The sequence below is a fragment of the Bacillus cereus group sp. BfR-BA-01310 genome (assembly GCF_022664325.1).
GTDB classification, from domain to species: Bacteria; Bacillota; Bacilli; order Bacillales; family Bacillaceae_G; genus Bacillus_A; species Bacillus_A paramycoides.
Genome location: NZ_JAKUHD010000011.1, coordinates 1 through 20,135, shown reverse-complemented (window position 1 = coordinate 20,135; position 20,135 = coordinate 1). Strand labels below are relative to the sequence as shown.

The window sequence follows — 20,135 nt, the reverse complement described above, 5'->3', positions numbered from 1 at the left end:
ATGTGACCAAGGAGGATTCAACATGGAAATGAACGTCGAAACGAATTCCTCTCCTACGGCGCCAAAGCCAAGTAAACAAACAGGCTGGCGCATTTGGTGGAGTTTATTACGTCCCCATACATTAACAGCAGCTTTCGTTCCTGTTTTCATCGGAACAGCTTATGCAATGCAGGTCGGAGGTATAAATCAAATACATCTTCCTCTATTCTTTATGATGCTTCTTGCTTGCCTTCTCATTCAAGCAGCAACGAACATGTTTAATGAATACTTTGATTATAAAAGAGGATTAGATCATGAAGGTTCAGTTGGAATTGGCGGCGCTATCGTCCGCGATGGCATTAAACCAAAAACCGTGCTTAACTTAGCATTCGGATTTTTTGGTATCGCAATACTATTAGGTGTTTATATTTGTATGAACTCTAGCTGGTGGCTTGCCGCGATCGGTCTTGTTTGTATGGCCGTTGCTTACCTTTACACGGGTGGCCCAATTCCAATTGCATATACACCATTTGGAGAGCTAACAGCAGGATTATTTATGGGTGTCATTATTATCGGTATTTCATTCTTTATCCAAACAGGAGCAGTAACATCAGAAGTAGTTTTACTATCTATTCCAAGCTCCATTTTAATCGGTGCAATTTTACTATCTAACAACATCCGTGATTTAGATGGTGATAAAGAAAATGGTCGTAAAACATTGGCGATTCTCGTTGGACGCGAAAGAGCAGTTGGTGTTCTTGCTTCTATGTTCATCGTTTCCTACATTTGGACAATTGCTTTAATTATCGTTAACATCGTATCACCATGGATGCTTATCGTATTCTTAAGTGCACCAAAAGCATTTAAAGCGACAAAGGGCTTTATCGGCAAAAGCATTCCAATGGAAATGGTACCTGCTATGATTGCAACAGCAAAAACAAACACAATCTTCGGTCTCCTAATGGGAATCGGATTATTACTTGGATATTTCCTATAAGAAAGAGCTGCTTAGGCGGCTCCTTTTTCATATATCAGCGATTTTTCTAATATATCGACCGCAACTCAAATTATATCGGCGATTTTTCAGTTATATCGACCCCCCGCCAAATCACGGCACTGAAATTCATCTCATAATTCCTCTCGCCAACGCTCATACTACATAAAGAAACTGAATTGTAGGAGGGTGGACGACTATGTTAACTCCACAACAAATAAATCAATTTAAATCCATTTTAGAAAAACAACAGCAAGAAGTTGAACAAACAATACAAACCCATGAGAATACAGACCGCGCTTCTGAACGTGATTCAGTGGGGGAATTATCTGCTTATGACAACCATCCTGGTGATATGGCTACAGAATTGTACGAACGTGAGAAAGATTTCGGTCTCATCGAATTTTGGCATAAACAGTTAGAAGATACGAAACATGCCCTGCAAAAAATTGAAGCTGGTACGTACGGAATTTGTGAAGTATCTGGTGAAGAAATTCCGTTCGAAAGATTAGAAGCAATGCCGACTGCTACAACGTGTATTCAGCACACTACAAATAAATTAGATATGAGGGCGCGCCCAGTTGAAGAAGAAGTGTTGGCTCCTTCGTTTCACAAACACGACGAAGATCGCTCTGTTGAATACGATGCTGAAGATGCATGGCAAGATGTTGCAAACTACGGGACGTCAGAAACACCGTCTGATTTAGAAAGACAGGATTCAAAAAACTTTAATGGAATGTACGTAAATAGTGAAGAGAATGTTGGCTATGTAGAGGATTTCGAAAACTTTATCGGAACAGATATGTATGGAAAAAACCCGCAAGTTTTCGCAACAGAGGAACATGAAGAATATGAACAAATGCTTGATGACTTTGAAGAACGCACCTTTAAAGGTGAATTATCTTCAGATGAGTCTGGTTCTAAAGCATAAAAAAAGCATTCCGAAGTTCGGAATGCTTTCTTTTCGCTAGCTAATTAGTTTTTTGTAACGTTAGCTGCTTGTGGTCCGCGGTTGCCTTCAACGATTTCGAAAGAAACTTCTTGACCTTCTTCTAAAGTTTTGAAGCCTTCGCCTTGGATTGCTGAGAAATGTACGAATACGTCTTCTCCGCCTTCAACTTCGATGAAGCCAAAACCTTTTTCGCCGTTAAACCATTTAACTTTACCTGTTTGCATGTCATGTACCTCCTAAATAAAAATGAAACTATGAATCCACATGAAAAGGTGGATATAAAGGACATGAATGTATAACAAGCTTACAGCCTTTAATACAACGTGCTTTATTTCCGTACCACATTATGTAGCTCAATAGTGACTCCACTATATCACGCTCAATCCAATACGTCAAATGAGAACACTTTCATCCCATCGTTTTTTATAATCCTAGTATAACCTTAAATTTTCATTCTATTTTTATTCAAAAATTAACAAAAATACAGTATTCTAATTCCTTTAATTTCTATACAATATAATTACTACATATTATGAGGTGAAAAAATGCAAGCACATGAAATCGAGTATAAATTATATGGCGATGATATGCAGTTCGTTGAAATTGAATTAGACCCAGAAGAAAGCGTTATCGCTGAAGCCGGTGCAATGATGATGATGGAAGATCATATCGAAATGGAAACGATCTTCGGTGATGGTTCCGGACCATCTGGCGGTTTATTCGGCAAATTAATGGGCGCTGGTAAACGTCTCGTTACAGGTGAAAGTATGTTTATGACTGTATTTACAAATACGGGCCATGGCAAACGACACGTATCATTCGCCGCTCCTTATCCAGGAAAGATTGTTCCAGTTGATTTAACAGAATATCAAGGAAAAGTAGTCTGCCAAAAAGATGCATTTCTTTGCGCTGCAAAAGGTGTTTCTATCGGTATTGAATTTACGAAAAAAATAGGCAGTGGTTTCTTCGGTGGTGAAGGTTTCATCATGCAGAAACTTGAAGGTGATGGACTTGCTTTCATGCACGCAGGCGGAACAGTATATAAGCGTGAATTAAAACCTGGTGAAAAACTTCGCATTGATACAGGTTGTCTCGTTGCAATGACAAAAGACGTTAACTATGATGTTGAATTCGTTGGAAAAGTAAAAACAGCTCTATTTGGCGGCGAAGGTTTATTCTTCGCAACGTTAGAAGGGCCTGGAACGGTTTGGATCCAGTCCTTAACACTTAGCCGCTTAGCAGCACGCCTTACAAGCCCAGCAGCTCAAAACAGCGGTGAAGGTAGCGTTTTAGGCGGACTTGGTCGCTTGTTAGATGGAAAAGAGTAAAAAGTAGCGCCCTTATAGGGCGCTTTTTACTTAGGTGGACTATACAAACCATTTTGAATCATATAATATTCCATCACTTCATTAAGCCATACCTCTTCTTCCTCTGTATAAGGAGATGGCATCATCTTATTATATTGTTCTTCTACATCCTCTATTTTTTTACTTAAAGAATACATCGTCCCTTCTCCGACATACTTAAGAGTTGCCTTCATATGCTGATCGACAAGGTTTTGGACTTCTGGATCATCAATCGTTTTTCCAAATAGTCTTTTTACTTCTTTTGATAAGCGTACAAACTCTTTATCCAGTGCTATCATCTCTTCTTCAGGCTTAGTATATAATCCATCAACCATTTCCTTCGGTATATATTCCTCAAGCCATAAACGTTGTTCGTTTTCTTTTTGAATGCTGTTAATTAAGCCCATTAATATGTTACTATCTACCTCTTCATCTTCCTCGAGACATAAAATTGTTCGTTCAATCGCCTTTATCGAAACTTCAAGTTGTTTTTTCTTTTCTTCAAAAGCTGCTCTTTGGTTTTGCAATGTTTCTTTTAAGCTTATATTCAAACTTTTCATATTGAGCATGACACGAATTTCTTCTAAACTATATCCTAATATTTTAAGACTCACTATTTTTTGGAGCTCCAATATATCTCTGTCTTTATATACACGGTGTCCTGAACTCATTTTTTTTTCAGGTTTAAGCAATCCAATTTCATCGTAATATTGTAGTGCCCGTATTGATATGCCTGTTCTCTTCGAAAATTTACCAATTGAATAACCTTCCTTTTTGCTCACACTACACTCCTCCTAACAATATGTTTACAAAAATCATACTTCCTCACGTAACTGTAGGTTCAAGCCTTATTTCCAAAAGAATGAATCAAGTCCCTCACTCATATATTGAACTATACCTTTTCTTAAGGAGGGCTTGCTTGATGCGTACTCCTTTATCCTTTGATAAAGATACTGCCATATTGTTAGCATCCTGCTGCGGTCTAACATATGAACAATATAAACACAACGGGATTTTTGAAATACCTGATGGATTCCAATATGTACAAGGCTTTCAAGGAAAAGCGATTCAAACGACGGATTGGTTTGGGTTCATATTAGAATCTGAGGATACGATTATTGTAGCTTTTAGGGGCACACAAACAGATACAGATTGGATTATCGATTCACTCGTCAACCAAAGGCCATACCCCTATGCTTTAAATAGCGGAAATGTCCATAATGGCTTTCTTTCAATTTATGAATCTTGCCGGGATTCCATTATGGATATGCTCGTATCGTTACCAGCCCATAAGAAACTTCTTGCAACAGGCCATAGCTTAGGGGGAGCACTCGCTACATTACACATACTAGATGCACGTATAAATACTGCCTTCGCACAATACGGTCTTTATACATTTGCCTCTCCAAAAGTTGGAGATATTGCCTTTCGAAATTATTATAAATTGCAAGTAGCTAGTAGCTTTCGCTTTGTCAATTTATTCGATGTCGTTCCTCTTCTCCCTCCGCGACATGTCCATTTTAATGAACAAGATTGGGAATATGCACACGTTCATCACAACATGACATTTACGAAGAACACAAAATCTATTGCGAATAATCATTCCATTACAACATACAAAACATGTCTGACTTCTCATTTTTAAACAGTAAACAATTGGAAATTAAACATTTGTAGACTATAATAATATATGAATTTACTTTCGGATGAGGGGACCTTACATGCTAAAATTTTTCTTTGCACTTTTTCTCATGATAATTTTTTCGTTTACAGGTTTCTTTACATTTTCATACTTTGCGACAGAGGAATATGGCGGAACAGGTATAATTTATACCGCTATCTCATTTCTTTCTTAAGCAAAAAAAGTAAAACGAGCTTAATCTCATTAAGCTCGTTTTACTTTTCTAAGTAATCGTATTCCTGTTTTAAAAGTGAATATATTTTAGAATCATTATACGTATTATTAATTTTTACACTCTGTCTCAATGTACCTTCATATGACATTTTTAATTTTTGCATCACGCGTTCAGAAGCTACATTTTTCACATCACATCTTCCTTCAATGCGGTTCAAACTTAGCTCCTGAAAGCCAACTTCAATAAGTTTCTCTAAAGCTTCCACAATAAATCCTTTTCCCCAATATACTGGGCTAATTACAGCTCCAATCGATGCACTATTATGTGGCATGAGCCATATTCCACACGTTCCAATTACCTTTTGTTTATCATTCAGCATAATAGACCATATAAGAGCCTTACCTTCTCTTATCGTTACAAGCATATTTTCTAATAAACTATGAGTCTCCTCTTTCGTTTTATGCACTTCCCGAGGTACATATATAGCCGCTTCGGAATCCGAATACACTTCAAACAAATCATCTACATGCGAATGTTGTACCTGCGTTAATATTAATCTTTCACTTTCCAAATTAGATTGCTCATACATATATCCCATTCACCACGTTTTAACATAATGAATGAGGATGTCCCCGTTTTGGAACACCCTCTTCTGATTCATAACTTGCTACCATTGTAAACTTTTGTCGGTAAATCGATATAGCTTAAAAATCGCTGATATATTTGGAGTTGCGGTCGATATATTCGAAGAATCACCGATATAATTTCATGCATTATCGTACCGTTCCAAATATGGCAATCTATTTAAAATAGCTTTACCGTATTACCAATACCCCAAATTTCATTGCTGTACTGCAAAATTGTTCGATCACTTGCAAAATGCCCAGATTGTGCAATATTTAAAATCGACATTTCTAACCATTTCGTCCTATTTTCATAGGCTCTACCGACAGCTTCTTGTCTTTCAGCATATGGACTAAAATCTCGAAGAACGAAGTATTCATCATTTTGAATAACGAGGGAATCGTAAATTGCTTCAAATTCAGCCCCAGCATGTGCAAAGAAACCATTCGTTAACTGATCTACCACTTTTTTAATGTGCATATTGTGGTGATAATAGTCACCTGTACGATATCCACCATTTTGATAGTAATGAAGCACTTCTTCCGCTGTTAAGCCGAAAATGAAACAGGCTTCATCACCGACCCGGTCTTTTATTTCAATATTAGCCCCGTCTAACGTTCCGAGTGTAATTGCACCATTCATCATGAATTTCATATTCCCTGTTCCTGATGCTTCCTTACTTGCAGTTGAGATTTGTTCGCTCACATCCGCTGCCGGGAATATATCTTCCGCTAAAGAAACTCGGTAGTTTTCTAGAAAGATAACTTTCATATATTGACTTACGTATGGATCATTATTTACTTTTCTTGCAAGTTCATTTATTAATTTAATAATTTTCTTCGCATAATAATAGCCAGGTGATGCTTTCGCTCCAAAAATAAAAGTGCGCGGGTAAAATGAAAAACTAGTATCCTCTTTTAAACGGTTATACAAGTATAAAATATGAAGAACATTTAATAATTGTCGTTTATAGGCATGTAACCTTTTCACTTGCACATCAAAAATAGAATTTGGATCAATATGAATCCCCATTTTATTTTGAATGCGCTCTGCTAAAATGACCTTACGCTCTTTTTTTACCCCTGCAAGCTTTTCTTGAAAACTAGCATCTTGATGAAAAGCTTGTAACGCTTGCAGTTTAATTGGCTGCTTCTTCCACTCTTCTCCAATCGCCTCCGAAATAAGATTCGTCAGCTGCGGATTCGCCTTCATTAGCCAGCGCCTATGAGCAATTCCATTCGTTTTATTATTAAACTTATCTGGATAAAATTCATAAAACAATCGCATTTCACGCTGCTTTAAAATTTCCGTATGAATTTTCGCTACACCATTTACACTATGACTTCCGACAATTGCCAAATGAGCCATTTTCACAAGGTCATGCGCAATAATTGCCATGTTCTCAATGCGATTCCAATCGTATGAATAACGTTCCCAAAGCTCACGACAGAAACGTTCATTAATCTCTTCAATAATCATATAAATTCTCGGTAATAACGGTTTAAAAATGTGAATTGGCCATTTCTCAAGCGCTTCTGATAACGTCGTATGATTCGTATAGGAAATCGTCTGCGTTGTGATGTTCCAAGCTTCTTCCCATGCTAGTTTTTCCTCATCTAATAAAATACGCATAAGTTCCGGAATAGCTAGAACTGGATGTGTATCGTTAATATGAATCGCAATTTTTTCATGTAACTGACGAAGACTACCATGTCGCTCCCTATGCATACGAACGATGTTTTGCAAACTTGCTGATACGAGGAAATACTGTTGTTTCAAACGAAGTATTTTCCCCTCATCATGCGTATCATCTGGATATAAAAACTCCGATACTGCCTCTGTTTCACGCTTATATTTCAAAATATCTTTACAATTTTGCGGGAAAGGAACTGGCTCTGCATTCCAAAGTCTAAGCGTATTTACAGTACTCGTTTCATAGCCTACAACTGGAACGTCGTATGGTACTGCCATAATAACTTCTGCGTTTGTATGCCGGAACTCTAAACGTCCATCAATTTCTAGTGGTTCAACGTTTCCAAAATAACTTACTTCTACAGCTTGATCATACCTTCTTACTTCCCAAACGTTTTCATGAAGAAGCCACTGTTCTGGAAATTCCACTTGGTAGCCATCAACAATTTTTTGATCAAACAAGCCATGTTTATAACGAATACCACAGCCATGTCCTGGCAAGTTTAAAGAAGCGAGCGAGTCGAGGAAACAGGCTGCTAAACGTCCAAGTCCACCATTACCAAGGCCAGCATCTGCTTCAATCTCTTCTAACTCTTGCAAAGAAATTCCAAGTTCAGAAAGTCCCTTTTCACACACATCTCGAATGCCTAAATTTAACATATTACTTCCAAGCAAACGCCCAAGTAAAAACTCAATGGATAAGTAATACATTTGCTTTTGATCTCCAGACCGATAACTTTCATTCGTTGCAATCCATTGACTATTCATATACTCACGAACCATATGACCAAGCGTATTATACTGATCACGAGTTGTAGAATCTTTGAAACTTTTCCCATACATCGTCTCTAGTTTTTCTAGAAAAGCTGATTTGAAACATTCAACATGAGTAAACATTTTTTCACCACCTAAATGTTATTCCATGAGACTCTTATACAATTCCTTATATGCAAGAGCTGATTTTCTCCAGCTATAGTCCTCAGTCATCGCTTGCTTTACAAGTTGCTCCCATACCGGTTTATCTTGATAAAACTCAATTGCACGAAGAATCGTATGTAACATGTCATGTGCATTAAAATTCGTAAAGCTGAAGCCATTCCCAGCTCCAGTTTCTTCATCGTAAGAATGTACAGTATCATTTAGTCCGCCTGTTTCTCTTACAATTGGAATTGTGCCATATGCTAGTGCAATAAGTTGTCCAAGTCCACACGGTTCAAAAAGCGATGGCATTAAAAATAAATCGCTTCCCGCATACACTTGGTGTGCTAACTCTTCATTAAATCCGATATATACTTTTACCTTCTCTGGATACTCATATGCCATCCATTCAAAGAACTGCTCGTATTCCGAATCGCCCGATCCTAGAATTATACATTGTACATCTTCTTCCATTATTTCACGGAATACAGTACGTACTAGATCAAGACCTTTTTGCTTCGTTAATCGTGTTACCATCGAAATGACTGGTGTATCTTCTTTTTCTGGCAAACCAAAATAACGCTGCAATGCGCGTTTATTTTCATTCTTTTCATCTAATGACTCTGCACTATACTGAGCTGTAATATATGGATCTGTTTCTGGATTATATACGCTCGTATCAATTCCATTTACAATGCCACTAAGCTTATCATTATATTTTCGTAGCAACCCATCTAACTTCTCACCGAAAAACTCATATTGAATTTCTTCTTTATATGTCGGGCTAACCGCTGTAATTTTGTCAGATGCGATAATACCGCCTTTCATAAAGTTCACATTTCCATAGAATTCCAGCTGTTCACTATGAAAATATTCATGACCAAGTTCCAGTAAATCGTACATCACTTCAGGAGGAAATACACCTTGGAACTGCAAGTTATGAATCGTATATACCGTTTTAATATGCTCATATAACGGGTTATCTTGATACTTTTCTCGAAGTAAGAAATTAACCATAGCTGTATGCCAATCATGGCTATGAAGAACATCTACTTCAAAATCAAGATGCGGAATACACTCTAAAACTGCTTTCGAAAAATAAGAAAAACGCTCCCCATCATCATAATGACCATACAGAGAATCTCTCTTAAAATAATATTCATTATCTATTAAGTAATACGTGATTCCGTCCTGCTCACCTTTTAAAATCCCGCAATATTGGTTTCTCCACCCAAGAGGAATATTAATTACTTTATGAAGCGTACATCCTTCTCTTAGCTCTTTCGGGATAAGACTATAGTTCGGAAGTATAATGCGAACATTCACCCCTAATTTTTTTAGTTCTTTCGGGAGCGCTCCTGCTACATCAGCTAAACCTCCTGATTTAATAAACGGTACACATTCTGATACTGCAAATAAAATATTCACCTGTTGTCCCACTGCGCGAAAAGCGTATACATCATAAATCGCTCTCCTTACAGCTTCCTCCCTTCAAGTTTTCATGTAAATTGAAACTTTAATCAGTGGAGATTTTCTTCATCCTCCCCACTGATTATTCACCCGCTATTTACGAATAACTATTGATTGTACTATTTTGAACACTACCCTTTTCTACAACATATGGCTTATCAGCAGTTCCTTTTAAAACTACACCGTCGCCAAGTTTCACATCTTTATCAATAATAACACCATCTATTATACAGTTATCTCCAATTTGGCTCTTTTGCATAATAATGCTATTACGAACAATTGAACCTTTTCCAATTTTAACAGAACGGGAGACAACACTATTTTCTACTTCGCCTTCAATAATACTGCCGTTTGCAATCATTGTGTTTTTCACGACTGCACCCTTTAAGTAACGAGTTGGCGGCTCATCTTTTACTTTCGTAAAGATTGGTGCTTCTTTCTTAAATAATTGCTTCCAAATAACAGGTTGCAAAATTTCTAAGCTATGTTTATAGTAACTTTCAATCGAGTCAATAATAGCTACATATCCTGTATGCTCATACGTAGCAATATGCAGTGATTTTCCCCGCTTTTCTCTCACTACATCAAATAAACTGTATTGCTCCACATCTTTATATGTCTCAAATAAGTCTAACAATAATTGTTTCTTTAACACGTATGTTTGAAGCGAAACTCCTTCATGACAAACCTCGGTAATATCTGCTGCCGTATGTATATGTCGCTCTAACACTGCTTGGAAATTTAACGCCGTTACAAGATGGCTATTCGTAATCACAACATACTCTTCTCTGCTTCTTAGAAAATAATCAATATGTCTTCTAAAATGTGCAAAAGATCCAAATTCGTCCTGATCACATTGGCAATTAGGTGGGAATAAAAATAGTCCATCACGCTTTCTATCTAAATCCCACTGTTTTCCTGAACCGACATGATCCATTAAAGAACGATTTTTATGACTTGTAAAAACCGCTACGCTATGAATATTAGAATTCACCATATTTGAAAGCATGAAATCAATGAGTCGGTAACGGCCCCCAAACGGTAACGCCGCTAATGAACGATGCCCTGTTACTTTCTTTAAGGAAGGAAAACTTCCCGTTGCATTAATAATTCCTAACATTTTTTCTCCCATTCATTTCATCCCCCTTTTCTATTTCCCTTCAGCAATTAGCACTACATCATCAACATTTTTTTCCGGGCGAATTATTGTCCCATCTTCAATAACCATTTCCGATCCAACGATTGCTCTTTCAATCACAACATTTTTACCAATCTTTGCCCCCGGCATAACGACAGAATCAATTACCATACTACCTTCTTCTACCGTTACTCCTTGGAATAATACAGAATGCTTCACGTCCCCTTCAATGACACACCCTTCATTAATAAGCGATTCTTCTACTTTTGCCTGTTCTGCAATATATTGAGGTGGCTCATTTGGATTCACAGAATAAATGCGCCAATTACGATCATTCAAGTTCAACGATGTTTCATCGCGAAGTAAATCCATATTCGCTTCCCATAAGCTTTTTACCGTTCCGACATCTTTCCAATATCCTTCAAACGGATACGCCATCAACTTCTTCCCTTCATCTAATAAAAGCGGAAGTACATCTTTTCCGAAATCATTACTAGATTCAGGATTTCTTGCATCCATCTCTAAATATTCTTTTAAAATAGCCCAGTTAAAAATATAAATTCCCATTGATGCAAGATTACTTCTTGGAAATTGCGGTTTCTCCTCAAATTCAACAATTTCCATCTCTTCATTTGTATTCATAATACCGAAACGACTTGCTTCATCCCAAGGCACTTCAATAACAGAAATCGAAACGTCCGCTTCTTTCTCAATATGGTAATCTAACATTTTGCTGTAATCCATTTTATAAATATGGTCACCTGATAAAATAAGGACATATTCTGGTTCATACTGGCTTAAATAGTTTAAGTTTTGATAAATGGCACTTGCGGTACCTGTATACCACTTCACACCTGAAGACTCCGCATAAGGAGGTAAAACTGTGACCCCACCGTTTACACGGTCTAAATCCCAAGCGTTTCCGATTCCAATATAATTATGAAGTTCTAGCGGTTGATATTGTGTTAAAATCCCAACCGTTTCAATACCGGAGTTCGCACAGTTACTTAACGTAAAATCAATAATGCGATATTTACCACCAAATGGAACAGCTGGCTTGGCTAAATTTTTTGTTAATGCACTTAAACGACTACCTTTTCCCCCTGCTAGTAACATTGCTACGCACTTTTGTTTTTGAGCCATCTTGTTTTTTGCTCCCCTTTCTCGTCTTCACTGGTCGTAATATGGATACGCCAAATGGTGGAATTGTAATTTCTACATGTGCTGCTTGATTATGGTACGGCTCTAGAATCGTCTTGAGACGTTTCTTATTGACTTGCCCCGAACCGCCATATTGTGCAGCGTCACTGTTTAAAACTTCGTTATAATACTCGAAATCTGGTACACCTACTTTATAGTTTTCATATGTAGCTTTCGTAAAATTACATACGACAACTAACGCATCTTCTTGCTTATCCCCTTGGCGGATAAACGAGAAAATACTTTGCTCATTATTATTAGCATCAATCCACTGAAATCCTTCAGGTGAATGATCAAGCTGCCAAAGTGGTTTTGAGCGCTTATACAATGCTATGAGCTCTTTAAAGTAATCATGCATATAACGATGCATTTCAAAATCATGTAAATTCCAATCTAACTCTTCAAGGTCTTTCCACTCATCAAATTGCCCGAATTCTCCACCCATAAAGAGTAATTTCTTACCTGGATGAGCAAAGAAATATCCATATAATAAACGAAGTTGGGCGAACTTATCCCAGTAATCTCCCGGCATTTTATTTAATAACGACTTTTTCCCATGAACGACTTCATCATGAGAAAGCGGTAATATGAAGTTTTCAGAGTAAGCATATAGTAAAGAGAATGTCATTTTCTCATGAATGTATTTCCGGTACTCGGGTGCACATTCCATATATTTCAGCACGTCATTCATCCAGCCCATATTCCATTTGTAATTGAATCCAAGTCCACCCTCGTATGTTGGAGCTGTTACAAGTGGCCAAGCTGTTGAATCTTCTGCTGTCATAAGAAAGTCTTCATCTTCTGCAAACACAGCTTCATTTAACTCTCGTAAGAAAGAAACAGCGTGTTCATTGCTTTGCTCTTTTCCTTCTTTATTCCAGTACAACATATTCGCAACTGCATCTACCCTGAAACCATCAATATGGAAATACTTCATCCAAAATAACGCATTTGAAATTAAGAAATTACGTACTTCCCTCTTTCCTAAATCAAAATTAACAGTTCCCCATACCGGGTTTTCTTGTACATCTATATCTTTATATTCATAAGTCGGTGTCCCATCAAATAAATATAAACCGTGAGCATCTTTACAAAAATGCCCCGGCACCCAATCTAAAATGACACCGATTCCATATTTATGACATTCGTCGACAAAATACATCAAATCATGTGGTGTGCCGAATCTACTTGTTGCTGCATAATATCCCGTTCCTTGATATCCCCAAGAACGATCATATGGATGCTCAACAAGCGGCATAATTTCAATATGTGTAAATTGATGTTCCACCACATACGGAATGAGTTCCTCGGCCATTTCTCGGTAAGAATACAGATCTCCATCTTCTTTCTTTTTCCAAGAACCGAAATGTAATTCGTAAACTGTCATCGCTTCTTTATAAATCGACTTTTTCTTTCTCTTACGGACCCAGTTTTTATCATTCCATTCATATCCCTCTATATCAAAAACTACAGATGCCGTATTTGGTCTTACTTCTGCATATACTGCATAAGGATCCGCTTTTAAAATAACGTCACCGTCCATCGTTTCAATCGCATACTTGTATATTTCCTTCTCTTCAATATGCGGTACAAACAAGGACCAAATCCCCTCTTCTGTCACTTGTAGCATCTTATGTTGCTCATAATCCCATTCATTAAAATCTCCAACAACACTCATTGCTTTAGCATGAGGAGCCCATACTGTAAATCGTACACCTCGCATCCCATCTTCCGTCACAATATGTGCCCCAAAGATGTTATAACTGTCATAGTACTTTTCTGTATGAAACCCATCTCGTTTCACTTCTTCACACTTTATTACATCCAATATGCTCACCTCACTAAGATGACAGAAATTTTTAACACTTTATCATTTCTGCGAAAAACTGAAATATCCTTGTTATTTTTTTAAAAATATACGTTTTTTTCTTGAAAATGTTGAATTTTCTTCATATTTCTATATAAAATATCGAATTTTGACGAATATTCATTGCAAACGCTTCATTTCTCCTCACTATTTCTCACCATTCTTTATTGCTCAATATTTATTTTATTGATTTCTCTCCGTTTTTCACGCTATTTTCCATGTAAAATACCAACAAATTAATCTGCCATAAAATAATATTTCTCAACATTTTTTGTCACAAATTTTATTGAAATGAAAAATTCATAAGCATATACTCGTTCTTAATAAAGAACTACAATTCATTAGTTGAAGGAAACATTACGCCTGAAGCATTCGTAAACGAACGTGGATATTTAGATGAAACATTCGATTATACGAAACTTGGTGCAAAAGTATATGCTACTGATGCTTATCGCCATAAATACGAAAGGAAATTAGACAAATATAGCTTCTTCAGCATAAACGGACTTCCTGTAAATACACGTGACTATAACTTCTATGTAGAAGTGCCAGGTCATTTAACAAGCCGTCTAACAACGAAATTAGGACTAACACCGAAAAAATAACACATAAAAGCACTCTATTCGAAAATAGAGTGCTTTTTTCTATAAACGATCCTTCTCCAGCAACAGGGGTATATTGGGGATATACAAGGGAAACCGGAAAAGGAATTTATATTCATTTATATATGATCAGAGGTAGGAAGCAGTTTCCCGCCTCTGATTCATTTAGCAATTATTATAGTACTGGTGCCATTGTTTCTTTTAATACTTTTACAGAATGAGCGAATTTCGCTTTTTCTTCTTCGTTTAATTCAAGTTCTACGATTTCACGTACACCTTCGCGGTTAATAACAGCTGGAACACCTACGTAAGCATCTTTCTCACCGTATTGACCTTCAAGGTATGCAGATACAGTTAATACGCTGTTCTCGTTGCTTAAGATCGCTTTAGTTACGCGTAGTAGTGACATACCGATTCCGTAATAAGTTGCGCCTTTACGTTCGATGATATGGTAAGCTGCATCGCGTACATTTTCAAAGATTTTATCTAAATCTTCTTGTTTGTATTGTTCGTTGTTCGCTAAGATTGTTTCTAGCTTTTGTACACCTACAGTAGCGTGGCTCCATACTGGAAGTTCAGTGTCACCGTGCTCACCAACGATGTAAGCATGAACGTTACGTGGATCTACATCTAAGTAGTCACCTAACATGTAGCGGAAACGAGCAGAGTCTAAAGTTGTACCAGAACCGATTACGCGCTCTTTTGGTAAACCAGATTCTTTCCAAGTTACGTAAGTTAAAATATCAACTGGGTTAGTTGCGATTAAGAAGATTCCATCGAATCCGCTATCCATAATACCGCGAACGATTTGTTTAAAGATCTTTGTATTTTTCTCAACTAAGTCTAAACGAGTTTCGCCTGGCTTTTGTGGTAATCCAGCAGTGATAACTACTAAGTCTGCATCTTTACAATCTGCATAGCTACCGCTCCAAACTTTTGTTGGTGCTGGAGAGAATGGTACCGCATGGCTTAAGTCCATTGCTTCCCCTTCTGCTTTTGCTTCATTAACATCTACAAGTACGAATTCTTCAGCTACACCTTGGTTGATCATTGAGTAAGCGTAACTACAACCTACAGCTCCTGTTCCTACTAATACTACGCGATTGATACCTTTTTTCATTGTAATTTCCCCTCTCTATTGTTTACATCTATTTTTTATTATTGTTTAAGTAATTAATTAAAATACTAATTTAATGTTGTTTAACTTCTTTACATTCATATTGTAGCACGGATTATTGTGAATTACTTCACAAATTATGACCTATTTGTGAACTTTTTCACATAGAGTGTAAAATGATTAAATCAAGTGTGGAATCAATCTCAATGAAGATGGTTTATAAAGATTGTGAATCGAAATAAACAAGTTTAATTACCACTTTAAAAATGAAAGGTGTTCTTTCTGCATTAAAGTGAATACAATCCATTTAAGAAAATAAATTAAAAATAATAAAGAAATAAACAAAAAAGAGAAAGAAGAAACCGGGAATTTCCAAGGAAGGTTGTGGTGAACATCAAGGTTAGGAATTTTTATTATCTGATTGCAGGCGTCCTTGCGATGCTGTTTGCCGTCACGCACGCATGGAACGGGCAATCCGCTGTGCTACCGACGCTCAACACTGAGGCGATATCCGTGGGTACCCGGACAGTATTCACGTATGTCTGGCACATCATCACGGCGGAAAATCTGGTCTTCGGCATCGCTTTCATTTTCATGTCATTCCAAACCGAGAGATCAAAGATCCGGTTTGCCGCATGGTTGATTGCGGCGATCCTGACCGTCCGACTGATGGTTATTCTTGGTGTAACCGCATTGCTTGACGTATCGGGGCTTACGGATACGCTTATAGATTCGATTGCCATCGTAATCTATGTCGCCCTCATCATACTAGGCACAAGAATGAAGAAAAAGCAGTACGATGGTCAGCAACCACAGTAACAGAGATGTCCGAGTTGTCTTCTAACTCTGTAAGAGGGTAAACCCCATGCCATCAAGTTAAAATCTCATACCACTCCCAGAACGAAAATTTTGTGCATTTTGCTCGTATTTATTGTTTGGGGATAAATCGTTCTTTAAGCCTTATGGCGATTTGGTGCTATCCCTAAAACATCTGGACTTAAATAGCCAACTAAAAAAATGCAAACAAAAGGACCTTTAATCAGTCGTTTTGTTTGCATTTCCTTTTTCTAAAACCACAGAAAAGATAAGTACTATAGTTAACACCATAATAAACCTTACTTCACTTCCATCACTTACAAAAAATGAATACAAAGTATAAATTAAAATTAATATTCCATAAATAATTTTGTGCAATGAACTCCCCCCTTTTTGCCGTATATATTTTTGTGTAAAAATTTAATTCAAGCCCTATATCAAAATGAAAATAAAAAGCACCTGTAATATACACAAAGTACTTTTCTCTTGTCAATTTATCTATTTTCACTATATTTATCTATTTTCTTTTTATAACTCAAACTTCTTCGAATCGTACGTTTAATAATCTCCTGTACTTAAAAGAGTGCACTGTTAATACTTTTTTAATCATTTTGTATTGCCTTCCTTTTGTTTGATTACTTGTATCATAAAACAAGTATCTGAAGTTGATATGTAGTATATCTAGAGTGTATGTAAATTTAAAAAATCTCTAATAAAATGTTTATGTTGTAACGTTACCACCAAAACTATTGCTCCAAACACCATGATTTGAAAAGACAGTACCCCATGTTCTAGCCTTAATTCCTGCTACAGTTCTATATTGAGTAAAACTAGTTGATCCCTATAATATAAAAAGAGCACCACTTTTTGGATGCTCTTCGTTATAACTATATATTATTTAATTTCCTTCTTTTGTTGGTACCATTTTTCCTTCTTGAGAGTCTGTACCCTCTGTTCTTTCAACAGTTTTTGCATGCTCTGGTTTTTCAGGGGCTCCCATTTCAAATCCAGGTTGAGAATCTGTACCTTCTTTTGTTGGTACCATTTTTCCTTCTTGCGAACCTGTACCTTCTGTTCTTTCAACAGTTTTTGCATCTCCTTTAGGAGTTGCTGGCACTGCATCTTTAGGTGCATTAAAGTTTTGTGAGAAAGACGTTGTTCCATCTGCACTTGTTGTAATTGATTGATTTGGACTATTTTCATTTGATTTTAGGTTGTCCATTTTCACATCTTCTGCACCTACTGCACCACCCGCTAATAATCCTGTACTTAAAAGTGTTCCTGCTAATAATGTTTTAAACATTTTTCATTACCTCCTTGTTTGGGAATACATTTAGCATAAGACAAGAATCTATAGTTGATATGGACTGTATCTGGAGATTATGTAAAGAAAAATAGATGGTCGCTTAGTGTGTAGGCAAGAACATATTATTAAAATCAATTTTGAATTAAGACCATAATGGGGCCCCACCACATCGTTATCAACTTAAGAAATTAAATGTTCCCCAAAACGAAAAAAATGAACTGAATTCTCATGGACACATATGAAAAGATGAAATTTTCGTTTTGGGGGCACTTCAAAATGTTAGCTTGATGAGTATGTGGTGTTAGCCCATCGCTATCAAGCTAACAAAACAAAATACCTCCTAAAATGAAAAAATACGCTATTCTTTCTGTAAAATCATAGGAAAGAATGGTGTTTTTTATAGTCATCTTAGATTTGTATCAAATACACAAATGTGTATAGAGAGAATAAAGGTGTTTAATTTTGAATAGAAAAATAAGGGCCTTATTACAATTCACATGTAGCAAGACTCTTTAAATTTCTTTAAATGTAAATCAATCTATTTAAATTTCCCCTCAAAAATAGATAATAAAAATGTTTAATTATGAAATCTTTATGTAAAAACTTTTATTTTACAAGTATTAATATGTCATCTTTATATTCGAATGAATAATCACCTTCTTTTTCTAATAGAACAGGTAAATATTCCTTTACCATTTCAGCAATCCCTAAATTAGAGGGATTCAGTATCCAATCAATGTGTTTCCAATCGAGAATACCTTCTCTTGTTTTTTTCATAGATTCACTATCTAATATTGTATCTATTTCAAATAAATACACATATAATCCATCTTTTTTACGATCACTAGTATCCCATGTAATGACACCTTTTGAATAATACTGATTTACCTTGAATCCTGTTTCCTCAAACACTTCACGAATTGCACCCTCATCAGCAGTTTCACCTACTTCATTTTTACCACCAACACCGTTCCACACTCCCATAATCGGTGCCTTTTCACGATTCAACATCAAGACTTTATCCTTACTTTTTAAGAAACATACGTTATATTTAAACACTTAATATCAGCCCCACACTTAGAATTATTCTTTATTTATAGAAGTATACAATACAAACCATTTCTATACTTTATAACACCTTTATTTGTTTTTAAATGATTTTATTATTTTCAAACAACTTTATTATCTCATTACAAAATGAATGTAAAAACTGTTTTTTTCTTCTTGTTAGGAATATAATCAAGGGAATTTATGGGGAAGGAATGTTGTCACGTATGAATAAACAGAAAGAGTACTGGAATGGAGTAGCAAATGAAAAAGAATTTACGACACCTTTTCATACTCCATCGCGCTCTCCTTTCTATTAGTTAGACGATTGAAATAGAAAAAAGTATACAAAAATCCATAAAAAAGCAGACTATTCAAAGTCTACTTTTACATAACAAAAAAGAGATAGCAGATTATGCTATCTCTTTTAGTATGACCCGTACGGGATTCGAACCCGTGTTACCGCCGTGAAAGGGCGGTGTCTTAACCACTTGACCAACGGGCCAGTTCTGGCAGAGAAGAAGGGATTCGAACCCTCGCACCGCGTTCGCGATCTACTCCCTTAGCAGGGGAGCCCCTTGAGCCACTTGGGTACTTCTCTATAATATGGCTCCGCAGGTAGGACTCGAACCTACGACCGATCGGTTAACAGCCGATAGCTCTACCACTGAGCTACTGCGGAATATTATGGTGGGCCTAAATGGACTCGAACCATCGACCTCACGCTTATCAGGCGTGCGCTCTAACCAGCTGAGCTATAGGCCCATAATAGATAAGCGGGTGAAGAGAATCGAACTCTCGACCAGAGCTTGGAAGGCTCTTGTTTTACCACTAAACTACACCCGCATTAAATTGAAAATGGTGAGCCATGAAGGATTCGAACCTTCGACCCTCTGATTAAAAGTCAGATGCTCTACCAACTGAGCTAATGGCTCATTTTGAAAGTGGTGCCGGCTAGAGGACTTGAACCCCCAACCTACTGATTACAAGTCAGTTGCTCTACCAATTGAGCTAAGCCGGCTTGCATTTTTCAAAATGGTGGCTCGGGACGGAATCGAACCGCCGACACGAGGATTTTCAGTCCTCTGCTCTACCGACTGAGCTACCGAGCCTTTATGTAAAAATGGCGGTCCCGACCGGGGTCGAACCGGCGATCTCCTGCGTGACAGGCAGGCATGTTAACCACTACACCACGGGACCATTTGGTTGCG

Annotated in this window: 17 protein-coding genes, 9 tRNA genes and 1 pseudogene; 6 read left to right on the top strand and 21 right to left on the bottom strand. The window is 37.0% G+C overall.

Annotated elements, in window-relative coordinates; genetic code table 11:
* Positions 1–22 precede the first annotated feature (22 nt).
* Together MR109_RS19715 and MR109_RS19710 are read left to right on the top strand one after the other, a co-directional pair.
* Positions 23–976: a 1,4-dihydroxy-2-naphthoate polyprenyltransferase gene (locus tag MR109_RS19715; RefSeq protein WP_025148827.1), complete on the top strand. Its 954-nt coding sequence runs from the start codon at positions 23–25 to the stop codon at positions 974–976.
* A 196-nt stretch (positions 977–1,172) separates the two neighbouring features.
* Positions 1,173–1,904 (top strand): yteA family sporulation protein, encoded by a 732-nt coding sequence (locus MR109_RS19710; protein ID WP_048374367.1) that lies wholly within the window; start codon positions 1,173–1,175, stop codon positions 1,902–1,904.
* Positions 1,905–1,948: 44 nt separating this feature from the next.
* Here MR109_RS19710 and cspD read toward each other — a convergent pair whose 3' ends face one another.
* Positions 1,949–2,149 carry a cold-shock protein CspD gene (cspD, locus tag MR109_RS19705; RefSeq protein ID WP_001193053.1) on the bottom strand — a complete coding sequence of 67 codons (201 nt, stop codon included), beginning with the start codon at positions 2,147–2,149 and terminating at the stop codon, positions 1,949–1,951.
* Positions 2,150–2,470: 321 nt separating this feature from the next.
* On the opposite strand from cspD, the gene MR109_RS19700 reads away from it, so the two are divergent.
* Positions 2,471–3,253: a TIGR00266 family protein gene (locus MR109_RS19700; RefSeq protein ID WP_025148825.1), complete on the top strand. Its 783-nt coding sequence runs from the start codon at positions 2,471–2,473 to the stop codon at positions 3,251–3,253.
* 26 nt (positions 3,254–3,279) lie between these two features.
* Here the strand turns inward: MR109_RS19700 and MR109_RS19695 are convergent, their stop codons facing one another.
* Positions 3,280–4,053, bottom strand: coding sequence for a MerR family transcriptional regulator (locus MR109_RS19695; protein ID WP_098474940.1), 774 nt, complete (start codon positions 4,051–4,053; stop codon positions 3,280–3,282).
* 140 nt (positions 4,054–4,193) lie between these two features.
* Here MR109_RS19695 and MR109_RS19690 point away from each other — a divergent pair, with 140 nt between their 5' ends.
* On the top strand, positions 4,194–4,916 hold the full coding sequence (locus MR109_RS19690) for a lipase family protein (protein WP_048374364.1): 723 nt from the start codon (positions 4,194–4,196) through the stop codon (positions 4,914–4,916).
* A gap of 251 nt (positions 4,917–5,167) precedes the next feature.
* Here the strand turns inward: MR109_RS19690 and MR109_RS19685 are convergent, their stop codons facing one another.
* The 6 genes from MR109_RS19685 to glgB form a co-directional block, all read right to left on the bottom strand.
* Positions 5,168–5,725: a GNAT family N-acetyltransferase gene (locus MR109_RS19685; RefSeq protein WP_098474939.1), complete on the bottom strand. Its 558-nt coding sequence runs from the start codon at positions 5,723–5,725 to the stop codon at positions 5,168–5,170.
* A 206-nt stretch (positions 5,726–5,931) separates the two neighbouring features.
* On the bottom strand, positions 5,932–8,340 hold the full coding sequence (gene glgP / locus MR109_RS19680; protein ID WP_242273586.1) for a glycogen phosphorylase: 2,409 nt from the start codon (positions 8,338–8,340) through the stop codon (positions 5,932–5,934).
* A gap of 18 nt (positions 8,341–8,358) precedes the next feature.
* Positions 8,359–9,789, bottom strand: a complete 1,431-nt coding sequence (glgA, locus tag MR109_RS19675; protein WP_098304285.1) for a glycogen synthase GlgA — start codon at positions 9,787–9,789, stop codon at positions 8,359–8,361.
* Between the two features lie 139 nt (positions 9,790–9,928).
* Positions 9,929–10,963, bottom strand: coding sequence for a glucose-1-phosphate adenylyltransferase subunit GlgD (gene glgD / locus MR109_RS19670; protein WP_071718200.1), 1,035 nt, complete (start codon positions 10,961–10,963; stop codon positions 9,929–9,931).
* 18 nt (positions 10,964–10,981) lie between these two features.
* A complete protein-coding gene (glgC, locus tag MR109_RS19665; protein ID WP_002173977.1) occupies positions 10,982–12,112 on the bottom strand; it encodes a glucose-1-phosphate adenylyltransferase in 1,131 nt (376 codons plus the stop codon).
* Positions 12,060–13,997, bottom strand: a complete 1,938-nt coding sequence (gene glgB, locus MR109_RS19660; protein ID WP_242273585.1) for a 1,4-alpha-glucan branching protein GlgB — start codon at positions 13,995–13,997, stop codon at positions 12,060–12,062. The genes glgC and glgB overlap by 53 nt, the downstream gene beginning before the upstream one ends.
* 371 nt (positions 13,998–14,368) lie before the next feature.
* Here glgB and MR109_RS19655 point away from each other — a divergent pair.
* A pseudogene (locus tag MR109_RS19655) lies at positions 14,369–14,623 on the top strand (dockerin type I domain-containing protein); the annotation flags it as partial.
* A gap of 190 nt (positions 14,624–14,813) precedes the next feature.
* Here MR109_RS19655 and MR109_RS19650 read toward each other — a convergent pair.
* The gene (locus tag MR109_RS19650) at positions 14,814–15,758 is read right to left on the bottom strand and encodes an L-lactate dehydrogenase (protein ID WP_002173979.1); all 945 of its coding nucleotides are present in this window, start codon (positions 15,756–15,758) and stop codon (positions 14,814–14,816) included.
* 381 nt (positions 15,759–16,139) lie between these two features.
* Between MR109_RS19650 and MR109_RS19645 the strand changes: the two genes are divergently transcribed.
* Entirely contained in the window at positions 16,140–16,574 is a 435-nt protein-coding gene (locus MR109_RS19645) for a hypothetical protein (protein ID WP_002173980.1), read from the top strand.
* 216 nt (positions 16,575–16,790) lie between these two features.
* Here the strand turns inward: MR109_RS19645 and MR109_RS19640 are convergent, their stop codons facing one another.
* The 12 genes from MR109_RS19640 to MR109_RS19585 all read right to left on the bottom strand — a co-directional run bounded on the left by MR109_RS19640 (position 16,791) and on the right by MR109_RS19585 (position 20,124).
* On the bottom strand, positions 16,791–16,949 hold the full coding sequence (locus MR109_RS19640; protein ID WP_002105584.1) for a hypothetical protein: 159 nt from the start codon (positions 16,947–16,949) through the stop codon (positions 16,791–16,793).
* 520 nt (positions 16,950–17,469) lie between these two features.
* Positions 17,470–17,874, bottom strand: a complete 405-nt coding sequence (locus MR109_RS19635; protein WP_242273584.1) for an alpha-ketoglutarate permease — start codon at positions 17,872–17,874, stop codon at positions 17,470–17,472.
* A gap of 609 nt (positions 17,875–18,483) precedes the next feature.
* On the bottom strand, positions 18,484–18,936 hold the full coding sequence (locus MR109_RS19630) for an NUDIX hydrolase (RefSeq protein WP_082147968.1): 453 nt from the start codon (positions 18,934–18,936) through the stop codon (positions 18,484–18,486).
* 421 nt (positions 18,937–19,357) lie between these two features.
* A tRNA-Glu gene (locus tag MR109_RS19625) sits at positions 19,358–19,429 on the bottom strand.
* A 5-nt stretch (positions 19,430–19,434) separates the two neighbouring features.
* Positions 19,435–19,525 (bottom strand) — tRNA-Ser (locus tag MR109_RS19620).
* Between the two features lie 6 nt (positions 19,526–19,531).
* Positions 19,532–19,606, bottom strand: a tRNA-Asn gene (locus tag MR109_RS19615).
* A gap of 6 nt (positions 19,607–19,612) precedes the next feature.
* Positions 19,613–19,689 (bottom strand) — tRNA-Ile (locus tag MR109_RS19610).
* 10 nt (positions 19,690–19,699) lie between these two features.
* Positions 19,700–19,770, bottom strand: a tRNA-Gly gene (locus tag MR109_RS19605).
* 13 nt (positions 19,771–19,783) lie between these two features.
* Positions 19,784–19,859, bottom strand: a tRNA-Lys gene (locus MR109_RS19600).
* A gap of 10 nt (positions 19,860–19,869) precedes the next feature.
* A tRNA-Thr gene (locus MR109_RS19595) sits at positions 19,870–19,945 on the bottom strand.
* Positions 19,946–19,960: 15 nt separating this feature from the next.
* Positions 19,961–20,036: transfer RNA gene (locus tag MR109_RS19590), tRNA-Phe, on the bottom strand.
* A gap of 12 nt (positions 20,037–20,048) precedes the next feature.
* Positions 20,049–20,124 (bottom strand) — tRNA-Asp (locus tag MR109_RS19585).
* Positions 20,125–20,135: the final 11 nt, after the last annotated feature.

Excerpts from the sequence above, each read along its gene's own strand:
- MR109_RS19715 (WP_025148827.1), top strand. The coding sequence starts at position 23 with ATGGAAATGAACGTCGAAACGAATTCCTCTCCTACGGCGCCAAAGCCA.
- MR109_RS19710 (WP_048374367.1), top strand. The coding sequence starts at position 1,173 with ATGTTAACTCCACAACAAATAAATCAATTTAAATCCATTTTAGAAAAA.
- cspD (WP_001193053.1), bottom strand. The coding sequence starts at position 2,149 with ATGCAAACAGGTAAAGTTAAATGGTTTAACGGCGAAAAAGGTTTTGGC.
- MR109_RS19700 (WP_025148825.1), top strand. The coding sequence starts at position 2,471 with ATGCAAGCACATGAAATCGAGTATAAATTATATGGCGATGATATGCAG.
- MR109_RS19690 (WP_048374364.1), top strand. The coding sequence starts at position 4,194 with ATGCGTACTCCTTTATCCTTTGATAAAGATACTGCCATATTGTTAGCA.
- MR109_RS19685 (WP_098474939.1), bottom strand. The coding sequence starts at position 5,725 with ATGGGATATATGTATGAGCAATCTAATTTGGAAAGTGAAAGATTAATA.
- glgP (WP_242273586.1), bottom strand. The coding sequence starts at position 8,340 with ATGTTTACTCATGTTGAATGTTTCAAATCAGCTTTTCTAGAAAAACTA.
- glgD (WP_071718200.1), bottom strand. The coding sequence starts at position 10,963 with ATGGGAGAAAAAATGTTAGGAATTATTAATGCAACGGGAAGTTTTCCT.
- glgC (WP_002173977.1), bottom strand. The coding sequence starts at position 12,112 with ATGGCTCAAAAACAAAAGTGCGTAGCAATGTTACTAGCAGGGGGAAAA.
- MR109_RS19650 (WP_002173979.1), bottom strand. The coding sequence starts at position 15,758 with ATGAAAAAAGGTATCAATCGCGTAGTATTAGTAGGAACAGGAGCTGTA.
- MR109_RS19635 (WP_242273584.1), bottom strand. The coding sequence starts at position 17,874 with ATGTTTAAAACATTATTAGCAGGAACACTTTTAAGTACAGGATTATTA.